Raw genomic sequence first — 13,058 nt, forward strand, 5'->3', positions numbered from 1 at the left:
CGTTATGCTCCGATTCCTGCAACCGCCCGCATCCGCGTGAACCTGTTCGGCCGCCGCCCGACGTCGCCGCTCACCCCGCTCGACCCGGCCCAATTGGACGGGCTGCTCGAGTTGTGCGCCCTCGACCCGGTCGCCGGCGTCGCCCTGGCGCACCAGGTGCTGCGCTGGCCCAGTTGGGCGCGCGGGGATGTGGTGGTCGCCGCCGACCCCTGGCGGCCTGTGGCCGGCGCCTGGGCCACCGGCTCACTCATGCCCTTCGGCCTGGCCGCCCGGCCGGAGTTGGGGCACCCGGGCGCCGGGGACGAGGTGGCCCGCGCGCTCGCGGACCACGCCTTCCGGCGCCTGACTCGCCGCGGCTCGGTGGCCGGACTGGTGGCGGACGTCGCCGCCGTGTGGGAGCACCTGGCGGCGGCCGGCATGCGCTCGCGGGAGGAGCGCTGGGAGCAGCCGCTGCTGGTGGCGCCGCGGGGGACGGGCGGCACGTTGGCGGCCGACGCCCTGGCACGGCGCCCGGAACTGGCCTGGGTGGCGGCGGGAGTGCATCGGGCGGCGCCGACGGAGGAGGCGCTGGTGCTGCCGGCGAGCGTGGCCATGTTCACCGGCGAGCTCGGCTACGACCCGACCACCTCCGGGTCCTCCTACGCCCGGCACGTCGGCTGGCTGGTGGGCTCCGGCCGCAGCTATGTGCTGCTCGACGACGGCGCCGGCGGTCCCGTCGGGCCGGATGCGGTTGCCGGCGGGGGAGCCGCCGTGGCCTTCAAGGTCGACGTGGGCTCCCTGTGGCTGCGGCCGGGCGGCTCGGTGGCGCAGTTGACCGGTGTGTGGACCCGCCCGGACCTGCGCGGGCGCGGCATCGGCTCGGTGGCGCTCGCAGCCGTGGTGGACGCGGTGCGCCGCGACCACGTGGGTGCCGACGGTGCGGTGAGCCTGTACGTGAACTCCTTCAACGCTGCCGGCCTGGGGCTGTACCACGGTCTGGGCTTCAGACGCGTGGGCACCTTCGCCACCGTGCTGCTGTGAGGGAGAGCGCGCCTGTGCGTGTTTTCTGCCGCAGGAGTGTTGGCCTCAATGCTTGTGAGCGAGTCTGTTGGCGTCCCTCAATCTGTTCGACTCTTCTTGATGCCGCAACATGCGCACTATTTCACCTAGTGACCGAGCGATGTTTACGAGCGTGCAGGTTCCAACAATGATACCGATGAAAACAACTAGATCCTGGATTAGAGTCCAGTAGTCAACCCAAGTCGTCATGGCTCCTCGACACCCTCCTTTGTCCTGATTCCGTCAGTGCTCAGTAGTAGGACGACGTTGTGAGATGTGAACCGTACGGTGTGACGTACATTCCCCTGGTGTGGGTTCCCGAACCGCCGTAACTAGCGAAGTCTCCGAGGACGAGAATTCTGTTCGAGGCGACTCGCTGAGCGCGGAAGGAGCCACCGCCATAGGTCGCATCACCGCCTGCGCCCCAGAAATTAGTGATCCGTGACCCGTAGCTTGGCTAGATGCCGTATACTCCTGGTCGGCAGTGAAGGAGCCGTCGGCATAGATCTTGACGTGAATGATAGATGTGCCCGATGTTCTGTCCTCTGTAATGATGGGAGCGCTTCCCTCCTTGTCGGCGTCAAGCGTCTCGTCGTTCTTGACCTTGTCGATCGCGTACTGCTGCAGTTCGGATGGAACCCCGTATGAGGTCAACCAGTCCCGCGGTGCTTGTTCATCGGCGGTTGTCGCGGCTTGGCTCGGCGGCGCGAGCAGTGCCAGGCAGAATACGGCAATCAATGCGGCAATCTTGATGGGGGGCGCATGATGATCTCCTTCGACGTTGAAGTGGCGAGAAATACCCCGCACATAGAGTATAGCATGCAACTGTCAACTGTGGGTATGGAATCGGTGAGTGGATGCGGGAAGACGTCGAGGTCGTGTTATATAGGTCGTTTGAGCCAGTGATCGATGCTGGCGATGTGGGTGGTGGCTCGGTAGCGGACGGCGAGTTTGTCGTACCTGGTGGCCATGGCCCGGTTCTGCTTGAGTTGACCGAAGCAGCGCTCTACGGCGTTGCGGTCCTTCTGTTCTCACGCCACCCGTGATACCCCAAAGGCCTCACCCTATCCCGCACACCACGCCGACTTGCACAACACGACCTAAAGCAACACGTTCACACCGATAATCGGGTGCTTCCGGTTTGCGGGTGTGGGGTCCGGCCGGGGCTGTGGTGTGGGGTGGTGGTTGGGGTGATGGGGGCGTGCTCGGGTCGGCGGGGACGTCGTCGGGCCGCCTAGGACGCTCTCCCGGGAGGCGTCCTCGAGGGCCGGGGCGTGTCCTTGAACAACCCCGCCAGGCCATCCGGACCGGCTCGTCGTGCTTGTGGATGTGGCGGCCGGCGTGTCTCCGGGTGAGGAAACCGGTGGGCCTGCCGGTTCACCACGGTGACCGCCGCCCAGCTGTCACTGATTGCACCACTTTACCTGCCCGGACACGAGCCACCTAGCGCACATCGTTGAAATCATGCGGTTCTGTCGACCAAGGTTCCGGCATGTCCCAGCAAAGTGGTGCAATCTGTGACAGCTGGGAGCACCATCGAATGTTCATGGGCGCTGCGGTTTGTGGGTGTGGTGGTTCGGGCCCGCGGGTGGTCGTGCCCGGGCGCACGAGGTCGGCGTGGGGTCTGCGCGGACGTTCTGAGGCTGACGAGGACATGTGGCCGGCGGGGTCGTGTTCGGGCTGGCGAGGACGTCCTCGGCCCGGTAGGGACGCCCTCGCCGCGGCCAGGCGGAGTGCTCGAGGACGCGGGTTAAACCTCCACGGCGCCGGCTCGTCATGCCAGGCCTGGCTGCACTTGGCTGCCGATAGCTCCGGCGCCCGGGAGCGGGGCCGTCTGCTGCGACACTTCCCGGTCTACTGCGCCGCTTCGCCGTCTGCTACGCCACTTCGGGGTTAACAACGCCAGTTAACCGTCTGCTGAAGGCCCCTGGGGTATACAGCAGAGCGTTAAGTAGCGTTGTTAACGCCCAGCCGGCGCACCAGACACCCCACGCCACCCACCCCACCCCATGCCATATCCCAGGACATCGGCAGCACTCCTGCCGCAGCCCGAGACAACCACCACACCCCAAACCTGAAGAACCGATAATCGGGGCCCGGTGAGGCGTCGAGCGGCTTAGGCGCCGGGAATGACTCCGGGAATGAGCATGGTTGTGCTCTGACGGCGCTGTGCCAAGGAGTGATCGCAGGTGACCAGTAGCCCGCCATGGGAGTGGGCCAACTCAGCCAGGTATGTGTCCGTGACTTGTTTGTGCCCATGAACGTCATTCATGTCGATGTCCGCATACGATGCGTCGTCCGGCCAAAAGGCCCATTGTTCCAGCAAATGGAGATGGTTCAAGGCGGCTTGTGATGTCTTTATGGAGTAACCGCAGCGGACCATGTACCGGCAATAGGCCCCCTCGGTGATGGGGCTGAGCACGAACGCCGCCTCATCCGGGCAGGACACCAGCCAGGCGCGAGCCGGATCGTGGTGTTCGTGCTCCGGAACCAGCAAAGCTATGAGGACATTGGCGTCCAAGAGATACGTAGTCATTCGGAATCCGCCAGAAAGGCATCAACATCTGCCGCGGTGACCCGATGTCCAACATGCATGACCGGAAGATTGGTCTCGGGATCGATCTCTAGGGGCATCTCGGGCTCGAGTTGTTCTAAACCGCGACGCGTCAGATCCGCCACCAGCGAGGATATGGAAGTCTTCCTTTCCTCGGCGAGCCGTTTGATCTGGCTGTGTACGGCGGGTGGCAGATCGACGGTAGTGCGCATGACTGCATCATACAGTGATGTGTTATGAGTGCACCAGGTGTCTGGTGCACTCACAGCGGGCGTCGCCGTCACTCGGCATCCAGCAAGGCGCGTAGCTGCTGGGTGTATTCGGCGAAGGCCGCGCGGCCTCGAGGCGTGAGCGAGACATACGTGGCGGGCATGCGCCCGGAGAAGGTCTTGTTCTGCTCCACGTACCCCGCCTCCTCCAGCCGTGACAGGTGGGTGGACAGGTTGCCCGCCGTCATGCCCAGCAGCTGGCGCAGACGGGGGAAGACCAGGGCGTCTCCCTGGGGGACCGCGGCCAGGGTGGCCATGATCCGCAGGCGGGACTGGGCGTGAATGACCGGGTCGAGCGGTTCGCTGGTGGGCATCGTCAGTCCCGCACGGCTGCGCTCTGACGGCGGCCGAGGAGCGCCGTCAGGATCCCTGCCGCCAGGAGGCCACCTCCGCCGGCCAGGGCCATGATGGCCCACAGCGCGTGTCCGCCGACGACGGTGGCCGCTGTGGTGACTACCAGTATCCAGCCGCCGGTGACGGCCATCGTGGTCTCCTCCCAGATGGCGGCTCCGGCGAGGAACAGTACCCCGACCACCAGGCACGGCAGGGCGTTGGCGACGATTGAGCCCACATTCGCCGCCTGGGCGGTCCCCAGTTCGTTGAGGAATGCTCCCAGCCTGGCGGTGGTGGTGAAGGCCAGGATCATGCCGCCCGCCCAGGCCAGTCCGTACAGCATGCCGATCCAGGAGGTGCGGCCGCGCAGTCCGCGTGAGCGTCGGGCGATGTATACGCAGGTGAAGACGGCGGCGGCCGCCAGGCAGCCCATGAAGGCTAGCCAGGAATTGCGGGGGAGTTCATAATCGCCGCCCACGCTGAGACCGCAGACGCCGTACCCGATCAGCCAGGCCAGGCCCCAGGCGAGGTAGAGCGGGGCGGAGTGGACCTCCATGTGCCGTAGGTAGGCGGTTTGCTGCTCGCTGATGGTGGCGAGTGCGGCGGCGGGCTCGAGTCCGCCGTCTGCGTTGTTGGGGGAAACCGGTGTCGGGTCCATGACTGCTCCTTAAGTAGAACAAAGTGGTTGGCCACGCAAACCGCTGCTTTAAGTGTACACGAACTAGTTTGTGACGCAAACCCATGGTGCTCGGTCTGTTTTCATCGGTTGCGGCGCTCGTCGGGTGCGGCTCCGCCTCGACGCGGGCCGTGGCCGCACTTGGCCTCGGCCGGTTGACTCCCGTGGCGGCGGGTCTTCGACTTGGCCCCGCGCCGTCAGCACGTAAGATCGGCCCCGTGCTTCAGACCATGTCCAAGGCCTTCATCCGAACCCTGCGCGAGGACCCCGCCGACGCGGAGGTAGACAGCCACAAGCTGCTGGTGCGCGCCGGCTACATCCGCCGTACCGCCCCGGGCGTCTACACCTGGTTGCCGCTCGGCCTGCGCACCCTGCGCAAGATCGAGGCGATCGTCCGCGAGGAGATGGACACCATCTCCCAGGAGGTGCTCTTCCCGGCACTGCTGCCCGCGGAGCCCTACAAGGCCACCGGCCGCTGGGACGACTACGGGCCCACCCTGTTCAAGCTGACCGACCGCAAGGACGCGGACTACCTGCTGGCACCCACGCACGAGGAGATGTTCACCCTCCTGGTCAAGGACCTGTACTCCTCGTACAAGGACCTGCCGGTGTCCATCTACCAGATCCAGACGAAGTACCGTGACGAGGCCCGCCCGCGCGCCGGCGTCATCCGCGGCCGCGAGTTCGTCATGAAGGACTCCTACTCCTTCGACATCGACGACGCCGGCCTGGAGGCCTCCTACCAGGCGCACCGCGCCGTCTACCAGCGGATCTTCAAGCGGCTGGGCCTGGAGTACGTGATCGTCAACGCCATGAGCGGTGCCATGGGCGGCTCCCACTCCGAGGAGTTTCTGCATCCCTCGCCCATCGGTGAGGACACCTTCGTGCGTACCGACGGCGGCTACGCGGCCAACGCGGAGGCGGTTACCACGCCGGTGCCCGCGGACGTGGACGCCTCCGGGGTCGGTCCCGCCCATGAGGTGGATACGCCCGACACCCCCACCATCGAAACCCTGGTCGACTTCGTCAATGCTGAACACCCACGCGCCGACGGGCGCGCCTGGACCGCCGCGGACACGCTCAAGAACGTCGTCGTAGCCCTGACTCATCCCGGCGGTGAGCGGGAGCTGCTGGTCGTCGGTATTCCCGGGGACCGCGACGTCGACATGCGGCGCCTGGAGGCCGCCGTCGCCCCCGCCGAGGTGGAGATGGCCACCGACTCCGACTTCGCCGCCCACCCCGAGCTGGTGCGCGGCTACATCGGCCCCGCCGTCATCGGCCCCAATTCGCCGAAGCGCCGCGTGGAGCGGGACGCGGAGGGCAATGAGGTGCTCACCGGCTCGGTGCGCTACCTGCTGGACCCGCGGGTGGTGCCCGGCACCGCCTGGGTCACCGGTGCCAACGCCCCCCAGCGGCACGTGCTCGACCTGGTGGCCGGCCGCGACTTCACCGCCGACGGCACCATCGAGGCCGCCGAGGTGCGTGAGGGCGACCCCGCCCCCGACGGCTCCGGCCCCCTGCACCTGGCCCGCGGCATCGAGCTCGGGCACATCTTCGCCCTGGGACGCAAGTACGCGCGCGCCCTGGACCTGACCGTGCTGGATGAGAACGGCAAGTCCCGCATCGTCACCATGGGCTCCTACGGCATCGGCGTCACCCGCGCCCTGGCGGCCCTGGCCGAGTCCAACCACGACGAGCAGGGCCTGGCCTGGCCCATCCAGGTTGCCCCCTACCAGGTGCAGGTCCTGGCCACCGGCAAGGACGACGCCGTCTTCGAGGCCGCCGCATCCCTCGCCGCCGCGCTGGACGGGGCCGGGGTGGAGGTCCTGTACGACGACCGCCGCAGGGTCAGCGCCGGCGTGAAGTTCAAGGACGCCGAGCTGCTCGGCATGCCCTTCATCGTGGTGGTCGGGCGCGACCTGGCCAAGAACGGCACCGTGGAGATCCGCGACCGCCGCAGCGGCGAGCGGGTTTCCGTGCCGGTGGCGCAGGCCGCCGACCGCGTGCGCGAACTGGTGCAGGCGGCGCTGGCCGGGGACGATGCCGCCCGCCCATAGCGGGGCGATCCGCCCGCCGCGCCCGCTGTCCGATTGGACTCTGACGGCGAACTTGCGCGGCTATCAGGTGGACATGCTGCGCGCCGTGGATCCCGTCGACGGCGCGCGTCTGCACCTGGTGGCGCCACCGGGATCCGGCAAGACACTGATTGGCCTGGCCCTCGCGCGCGCCAACGGGCGGCGGGCTCTCGTACTGACCCCCACCACCCTGATCCGTCAGCAGTGGTGTGAGCAGGCCAGGGGGCACTTACGCGACGTCGACGGCCGCCCGCCACGCGTGCGCGACCATGTGAGCGACGGCGAAGATGCATCCCTAGACGACTACGGCTCCACGGTCCCCGCAGACCTGACGGTACTGACCTACCAGTCCCTGGCCGTGGTCGACACCGCCGCGCCCTGGCGGGCGGCCGCTCGAGAGCGCTGGCTCGAGGAACTCGCTGACTCCGGACAGGCTCCGGGCGGCGCCGAGGCGTGGCTGGAGGACCTGGCCGCGAAGAACCCTGCGGCCTACCGCTCCGGCATCTCCCGTCGAGCCTCCGCCGTTCGCGCCTCGCTGGCCTCGCTGGACGCCGATCACCTGGCCTCCCTGCTGCATCCGACGGCCCGGGCTCGGATCGACGCGCTGGTGAAGGCGGGCGTGGCCACCGTCGTCGTCGATGAATGTCACCATCTGCGCGCCCACTGGGCGGCCGTCATCCATTACCTGCTGGCCCGTCTCGACTCGGTCGGCGCCCGTCCCACCCTTATCGGGCTCACCGCCACGCTCCCGTCTGTGGAGGATCGTTCCCGCAGCCGGTACCAAGCGCTGCTGGGCGAGGTCGACTACGAGATCCCGGTTCCCGCCGTAGTTCGTGCCGGCTGTCTCGCACCGAGCCGCAGCCTGGTGCGCTTCACCCTCCCGGATCAACAGGAACGGGCATTCCTGGCCGACGCCGGTGCCGAGTTGGACCATCGCCTCGATGAGCTCCTGCTGGCCCCGGACGGTGTGGACTTCCTGGTGCACACCGTGGCGCCTCCCGTGGATGATCTGCCCGAGCCGACGGCCACCGACGACGACGCCCTCACCGTCCGCCTGGTAGCCGGCTTTGACGCCGATCCGCAGGCCGCCATCGCGGCCGGAGCACTGCTGCGCGACCGCCTGGGCGAATATGTCCCCACCGAGCAGACGACGGCGCTGGTGCCTCTCCTGCCGGCCACCCGCGTGCTGGACGTGGTCGAGAACCTGGAACTGCTCGGCCGGTACGCGTTGACCCGGCTGCTGCCCGTCCCGGGGCGCCGCCGTCAGTGGCAGGATGTCAAGGAGCTGTTGGCCGGCTACGGCTACCGGCTCACCGACTCCGGACTGCGTCCCGGCCGCTCGCCACAGGACGCGATATGCGCGGCATCCAGGGCGAAGGATGTAGCCGTCGTGGACATCCTGCACGCCGAACACGCTTGCCTTGGGGACAGGCTGCGCGCCGTGGTGGTCACCGATGCGGCCGAGCGCTCGGCCGCCCACCGCGCTCTGGACGTCCTCGGACCGCCCACCGGCTCGGAGGAACGGGCCTCACGCGGCGGTGCATTGCGCTGTTACATGACGATCCTGGCCGACGCCCTGGTGCGTGAACTGCACCCCGTGCTTCTGACCGGCCGACACTTGCAACTCGCCTCGGCCGACCACGAGCTGCTCGACCGTTTGCGTGCCGACACCGGATTGGAACTGCCCGCAATCGACGACGGCTGGACTCTGCGCGTGCAGGGCGTGGGTGCTGGCACCGCTCGACTCGTGCGCGCCGTGAGCACGCTGATGGACCGGGGAGCCGTGCAGCTCGTCGTCGGCACCCGCGGCCTGTTGGGGGAGGGGTGGGACTGCCCGGCCGTCAACACCCTGATCGACTTGACCACCGTGACCACCGCCACTTCCGTTCAGCAGCTGCGCGGGCGCACGCTGCGGCTCGACTCCGCCTGGCCCGACAAGACCGCCCACAACTGGTCCGTCACCTGCCTGCTGCCCCGCCGGGCGGGAGCGGGCCCCGGAGGCGACCTGGACCGGCTCCGGCGACGCCACGAATACCTGTGGAGTGCCGTCCCCGATCCCGAGGCCGGTACCGCCGCCATTCGCACCGGGCTGGACGCCGCCCTGGAACCGCACCAGCGCCGCCTGCTCGGCGCCGTCGCGGGCGGCGCAGATGCCGACATTGTCGGTGCCCTCAATGCCGCGACGGTGCTCGGCCCCCGCGAGTGGGAGCGACGTGCCTGGAGCACCCCGCCGTCCGCCACCGTCGCAGAGGAGCGCGTTTCGGCACTCGAGAGCCTGGGCGAGGAGGCGCAGACGGTGGTACTGACCGCCGAGGACGGGTTGCTACGGCGCGGCGATCCCGCCGAGCTGTGGTACGGCGCAGCGTGTAGCGTCCTGGCCGGACTCATCGCCGCCGATCGCATTGACGCCGATGCCGGTATCGGGGCCCTCAGCCTGACGGAGGCCGGCGCGTCGCGCATCGCCTTCACCGGCGGGGCCGCCGCCGACCGCAGACTGGCAGCGGACACCCTCGTCGAACTGGTATCCGCACCGAAGCACCGTCCACGGTTCGTGCTCGAGGTGCCCCGCTGGACCCTGCGCGTGACCACCCCGCCCGGGAGGCTGCGACGACTGCTCGCCCGCGGCCTGGACGCCCTGGACCGGGTACGCGGACGCGACCGCCTGTACCTGGCGGTACCGCGCACCCTGGGGCGATCCCGACGGGTGGTCACGGCCTTCGTCGAGTCCTGGAGTTTGCAGACCGGTCCTTGTCGCCTGCGCCTGGTGCGTGAAGAGGGGGACCTGCACGCCCTGGTCGCGGCGCGGGGACCACTGGGCGCCGGCGAACTGGTGCATGCCGTGCGTGAACGCGCCTGGATCGATGCTCCGCCCCCTCAGGCGGAGTAGCCGGGCAGCGGGTCGTCCGCGGCGGCGCCCCACGCGCGGGCACGCTCCGCCGCATACAGGGCCGCGTCGATCGCCGCCTCGGTGGCCTCGCCGCCCGCCGGGGCGACCTGCGCCAGTTCCGTCTCCTCCACCCGCAGCCACGCCTGCCGCGCCCAAGTGACGTCCAGGGAGGTGGCGGAGTCCGCCGCCTGCGTCGGGGCGGCGTAGGCCGCCAGCCGCGTGTCCTCCCCGCCCAGCGCCAGCGACGCGCTGATGACCGCCTTGGTGTAGACCACGTCCGCCTCGGCACGGGTGCGGGCCTCGTCACTCGAACGCGCGGCCACCTCCTCCAGCGCATAGCGGGTCGCGTCGTAGGCGGCCAGCAGCACGCCGGGCAGCGCCTCGGCCAGGGCCGAGGCGTCACGGCCGCTCACCTCCACCGCATCCGCATTGAGCGTGCGCGCCTGAAGCGACCACGCCACCGCCAGGGCGGCGTACAGCCGTGCCGTCGCGGCATCCTCGCAGGCGGCCGCCGCCGCACGCGCCTGCCCCAACCCGTCGGTCAGGGCGGAGACCAGGTCGTCGACGTCGGCATCCGCGGCGGCCGACGGCGCAGGGGAGACCGTCTCATAGGTGGTGGGCACCGGCGTCGCCCACGGGTCCCACACCCCGCCCAGGGCCTCCAACTGGGTCCGAGCCGCCACGGCGATCGCATCCGCCTGGGCGGACTGCTGCCCGCCCGAGCGGGCGACCACGTCCGCCGTTGAGCCGATCAGCGTCGTCTGTCGGGCCAGCGCGTCCCGCATCGCCTCCTGAGCGGGCACCGTCGGCAGCGAGGCGGGCGAACCCTCACCCAGGCGCACCCCACAGGCGGCGGTCGCGGCCACCGCCGCCGCCAGCGCTCCCGCCCGGCGCAGCAGCACCCGGCGGGGGAGCGCACCCACCGGAGCCGATCCGGGCCGGTGTGAACCGCCGGCGTAGGCGGCACGGCATGCGGCAGGCTCTGGGGAGGGCGCGGCGGAATCGGTGGCGGGCGTCGGTGTCACGTGGTCATCCTCGCATGGGCGGGTAGCATGGTGGCGATCAACCGATCCGACTTGAAGAACTCAGACACAATCCGCCCCCACCGGGCCCATTACGGGAGGAACCTCCATATGACCGACGCGTCCGCCCGGAGCCAGGAGCAAAGCCTGCATCAGCTACTCGCCCCCGTCGTCGAGCAGACCGGGCTCTTCCTGGAGGACGTGCGCCTGGCGCGGGCCGGCAAGTACACCACGCTGCGCGTGGTCGTCGACCTTCCCGACGGACCCGGCGACCTCGACCTGGACACCCTCGGCGAGGCCACCCGCGCGATCTCCGACGCCGTCGACGCCGCCGACCCGGTCGCAGGCCAGTACACGTTGGAGGTGTCGACCCCCGGCGCCGAGCGGGAACTGCACACACCCCGCCACTTCCGCCGCGCCGTCGGCCACCGCGCGGTAGTCACCACCGCCGAGGAACAGGCCCTGGAGGGCGAGGTCACCGCCGCCGACGCCGACACCGTCACCCTCACCGTCGACGACTCGCCCCGCACCATCGCGCTCGCGGACATCGCCACCGCCCGTATGGTCGTGAGCATGTAAGCGGCCCCAGCCCCGCCCCGGCGCCCCGCCCGGACCCAGCCGGCGACGCCGACCGCACCCAGACGAGACAAAGGAATTAGGAATCATGGACATCAACATGCCGGAGCTGCGCGGCGCAGCCGACGAGCTGGGCATCGACCTGGACAATCTGCTGCCCGCCATTGAGGACGCCATCCTGGGCGCATACAGCAAGGTCCCCGGCGCCATCCGCGGCGCCCACGTGGAGATCGACCGCAAGACCGGGCACATGACCGTACTCGCCCCGGAGGTCGACGAGAACGACGAGCCCACCGGCGAGTACTTCGACGACACCCCCGACGACTTCGGCCGCATCGCCCAGGCCACCGCCCGCTCGGTGATCGTGCAGCGCATCCAGGACCGGCGCGACTTCGAGGTCCTGGGCGCCTTCAAGGACAAGGCCGGCGAGCTCATCTCCGGAACCGTCGAGCAGGGCCGCGACCCGCGCCTGGTCTACGTGCGCCTGGACGACGAGCACGAGGGCATCATGCCGCCGCACGAGCAGGTGCCCGGTGAGCGCTACCGGCACGGCGACCGCATCCGCGCCTACGTCACCGAGGTGTCCCGTGGGCCCAAGGGAGCCCAGATCATCCTCTCGCGCACCCACCCGGGCATGGTGCGGGGACTGTTCGAGCGCGAGGTCCCGGAGATCGCCTCCGGTGACGTGCAGATCGTCTCGGTCGCCCGCGAGGCCGGGCACCGCACCAAGGTCGCGGTCAGCGCGCGGGTGCGCGGCGTGAACGCCAAGGGCGCCTGTATCGGCCCGATGGGGCAGCGAGTGCGCGCGGTCATGGCCGAGCTGGGCGGGGAGAAGATCGACATCGTCGACTACTCCGAGGACCCGGCCCGCTTCGTCGCCAACGCCCTGTCGCCCGCGCGCGTCTCCTCCGTCACCGTGCTCGACGCCGAGGAGCGCTCCGCCCGCGCCATCGTCCCCGACTTCCAGCTGTCGCTGGCGATCGGCAAGGAGGGGCAGAACGCTCGCCTGGCGGCCCGGCTGACGGGATGGAAGATCGACATTCACGCCGACACCGAGTCCGGTGAGGTGACTCCCGGCCACGACTCCCGTGCCGACGACGTGACTGGTCCCTCAGCGCCCGGCGCTGAGGACTGACGCCCAACCCGGTTACACTTGCTTTCGGCCTGCCTACGGGCAAGCGTCGGGCCCCGGCTCGGCGCTCCGCGGCGGGCAGTCGACAGCGAGCGGAAGGACGCGGCCAGCCGGTGGTCAAAACCCCCCACGTGCCCGAACGCACCTGTATCGGCTGCCGCGGCAAGGCCCCCAGGGCGCAGTTGCTGCGCCTGACCCTGACGGACAGTGGCGAGCTGGCCGTCGACGCCCGGGCAATCCAGCCCGGACGCGGCGCCTGGATCCACCCGGACCCGGAATGCGTCAATCTCGCTGAGCGCAGGCGCGCCTTTGCGCGTGCCCTGCGCATGAGCGGGTCACCCGATGTGGCCCCCGTGCGCGACTGGATCGGCCTTCACGGGGCGGATCACGGCCGCGCGTACACGCCGTCCCCGACCGGGGTCGGCACGACCGATAGCAAAGGCGGGTAGGAAGCTGATGGGCACCCGATGAGTACCCGGCGATGAGCTGCCTCTAC

At 69.4% G+C, this 13,058-nt stretch carries 11 protein-coding genes and 1 pseudogene; 6 read left to right on the forward strand and 6 right to left on the reverse strand.

Features of this window, described 5'->3' with window-relative positions; translation table 11 throughout:
* Positions 1-36 precede the first annotated feature (36 nt).
* Positions 37-1,020, forward strand: a complete 984-nt coding sequence (locus ACGLYG10_RS13260) for a GNAT family N-acetyltransferase (RefSeq protein WP_073332976.1) — start codon at positions 37-39, stop codon at positions 1,018-1,020.
* Between the two features lie 899 nt (positions 1,021-1,919).
* Here ACGLYG10_RS13260 and ACGLYG10_RS13265 read toward each other — a convergent pair.
* From ACGLYG10_RS13265 to ACGLYG10_RS13285, 5 genes and pseudogenes are all read right to left on the reverse strand, one after another.
* Positions 1,920-2,051 (reverse strand): annotated as a pseudogene (locus tag ACGLYG10_RS13265) (IS5/IS1182 family transposase); the annotation flags it as partial.
* A gap of 1,103 nt (positions 2,052-3,154) precedes the next feature.
* Entirely contained in the window at positions 3,155-3,574 is a 420-nt protein-coding gene (locus ACGLYG10_RS13270; protein ID WP_073332979.1) for a TA system VapC family ribonuclease toxin, read from the reverse strand.
* Entirely contained in the window at positions 3,571-3,804 is a 234-nt protein-coding gene (locus tag ACGLYG10_RS13275; RefSeq protein WP_073332982.1) for a ribbon-helix-helix domain-containing protein, read from the reverse strand. The genes ACGLYG10_RS13270 and ACGLYG10_RS13275 overlap by 4 nt, the downstream gene beginning before the upstream one ends.
* Before the next feature lie 68 nt (positions 3,805-3,872).
* The gene (locus ACGLYG10_RS13280; protein WP_073332984.1) at positions 3,873-4,175 is read right to left on the reverse strand and encodes a winged helix-turn-helix domain-containing protein; all 303 of its coding nucleotides are present in this window, start codon (positions 4,173-4,175) and stop codon (positions 3,873-3,875) included.
* A gap of 2 nt (positions 4,176-4,177) precedes the next feature.
* Complete coding sequence (locus tag ACGLYG10_RS13285; RefSeq protein ID WP_073332987.1) at positions 4,178-4,852, reverse strand: hypothetical protein; 675 nt, start codon at positions 4,850-4,852, stop codon at positions 4,178-4,180.
* 236 nt (positions 4,853-5,088) lie between these two features.
* Between ACGLYG10_RS13285 and ACGLYG10_RS13290 the strand changes: the two genes are divergently transcribed.
* Both ACGLYG10_RS13290 and ACGLYG10_RS13295 read left to right on the forward strand, forming a co-directional pair.
* A complete protein-coding gene (locus ACGLYG10_RS13290) occupies positions 5,089-6,927 on the forward strand; it encodes a proline--tRNA ligase (RefSeq protein WP_073332989.1) in 1,839 nt (612 codons plus the stop codon).
* A complete protein-coding gene (locus tag ACGLYG10_RS13295; RefSeq protein ID WP_073332992.1) occupies positions 6,911-9,832 on the forward strand; it encodes a DEAD/DEAH box helicase family protein in 2,922 nt (973 codons plus the stop codon). The genes ACGLYG10_RS13290 and ACGLYG10_RS13295 overlap by 17 nt, the downstream gene beginning before the upstream one ends.
* Here the strand turns inward: ACGLYG10_RS13295 and ACGLYG10_RS13300 are convergent.
* Positions 9,820-10,857, reverse strand: a complete 1,038-nt coding sequence (locus ACGLYG10_RS13300; protein ID WP_073332995.1) for a hypothetical protein — start codon at positions 10,855-10,857, stop codon at positions 9,820-9,822. The two genes, ACGLYG10_RS13295 and ACGLYG10_RS13300, sit on opposite strands and share 13 nt — an antisense overlap.
* A 108-nt stretch (positions 10,858-10,965) precedes the next feature.
* On the opposite strand from ACGLYG10_RS13300, the gene rimP reads away from it, so the two are divergent.
* From rimP to ACGLYG10_RS13315, 3 genes are all read left to right on the forward strand, one after another.
* Positions 10,966-11,433 carry a ribosome maturation factor RimP gene (gene rimP, locus ACGLYG10_RS13305; protein ID WP_073332997.1) on the forward strand — a complete coding sequence of 156 codons (468 nt, stop codon included), beginning with the start codon at positions 10,966-10,968 and terminating at the stop codon, positions 11,431-11,433.
* Between the two features lie 85 nt (positions 11,434-11,518).
* On the forward strand, positions 11,519-12,565 hold the full coding sequence (gene nusA / locus ACGLYG10_RS13310) for a transcription termination factor NusA (protein WP_073332999.1): 1,047 nt from the start codon (positions 11,519-11,521) through the stop codon (positions 12,563-12,565).
* 128 nt (positions 12,566-12,693) lie between these two features.
* A complete protein-coding gene (locus ACGLYG10_RS13315) occupies positions 12,694-13,011 on the forward strand; it encodes a YlxR family protein (protein ID WP_244542686.1) in 318 nt (105 codons plus the stop codon).
* Positions 13,012-13,058: the final 47 nt, after the last annotated feature.

Source organism: Actinomyces glycerinitolerans, from assembly GCF_900098745.1.
In the GTDB taxonomy this organism is placed as follows: Bacteria; Actinomycetota; Actinomycetes; order Actinomycetales; family Actinomycetaceae; genus Actinomyces; species Actinomyces glycerinitolerans.

Bases quoted from the DNA above. Each gene is read 5' to 3' on its own strand.
- ACGLYG10_RS13280 (WP_073332984.1), bottom strand. From the start codon at position 4,175: ATGCCCACCAGCGAACCGCTCGACCCGGTCATTCACGCCCAGTCCCGC.
- rimP (WP_073332997.1), top strand. From the start codon at position 10,966: ATGACCGACGCGTCCGCCCGGAGCCAGGAGCAAAGCCTGCATCAGCTA.
- ACGLYG10_RS13285 (WP_073332987.1), bottom strand. From the start codon at position 4,852: ATGGACCCGACACCGGTTTCCCCCAACAACGCAGACGGCGGACTCGAG.
- ACGLYG10_RS13275 (WP_073332982.1), bottom strand. From the start codon at position 3,804: ATGCGCACTACCGTCGATCTGCCACCCGCCGTACACAGCCAGATCAAA.
- nusA (WP_073332999.1), top strand. From the start codon at position 11,519: ATGGACATCAACATGCCGGAGCTGCGCGGCGCAGCCGACGAGCTGGGC.
- ACGLYG10_RS13270 (WP_073332979.1), bottom strand. From the start codon at position 3,574: ATGACTACGTATCTCTTGGACGCCAATGTCCTCATAGCTTTGCTGGTT.
- ACGLYG10_RS13295 (WP_073332992.1), top strand. From the start codon at position 6,911: ATGCCGCCCGCCCATAGCGGGGCGATCCGCCCGCCGCGCCCGCTGTCC.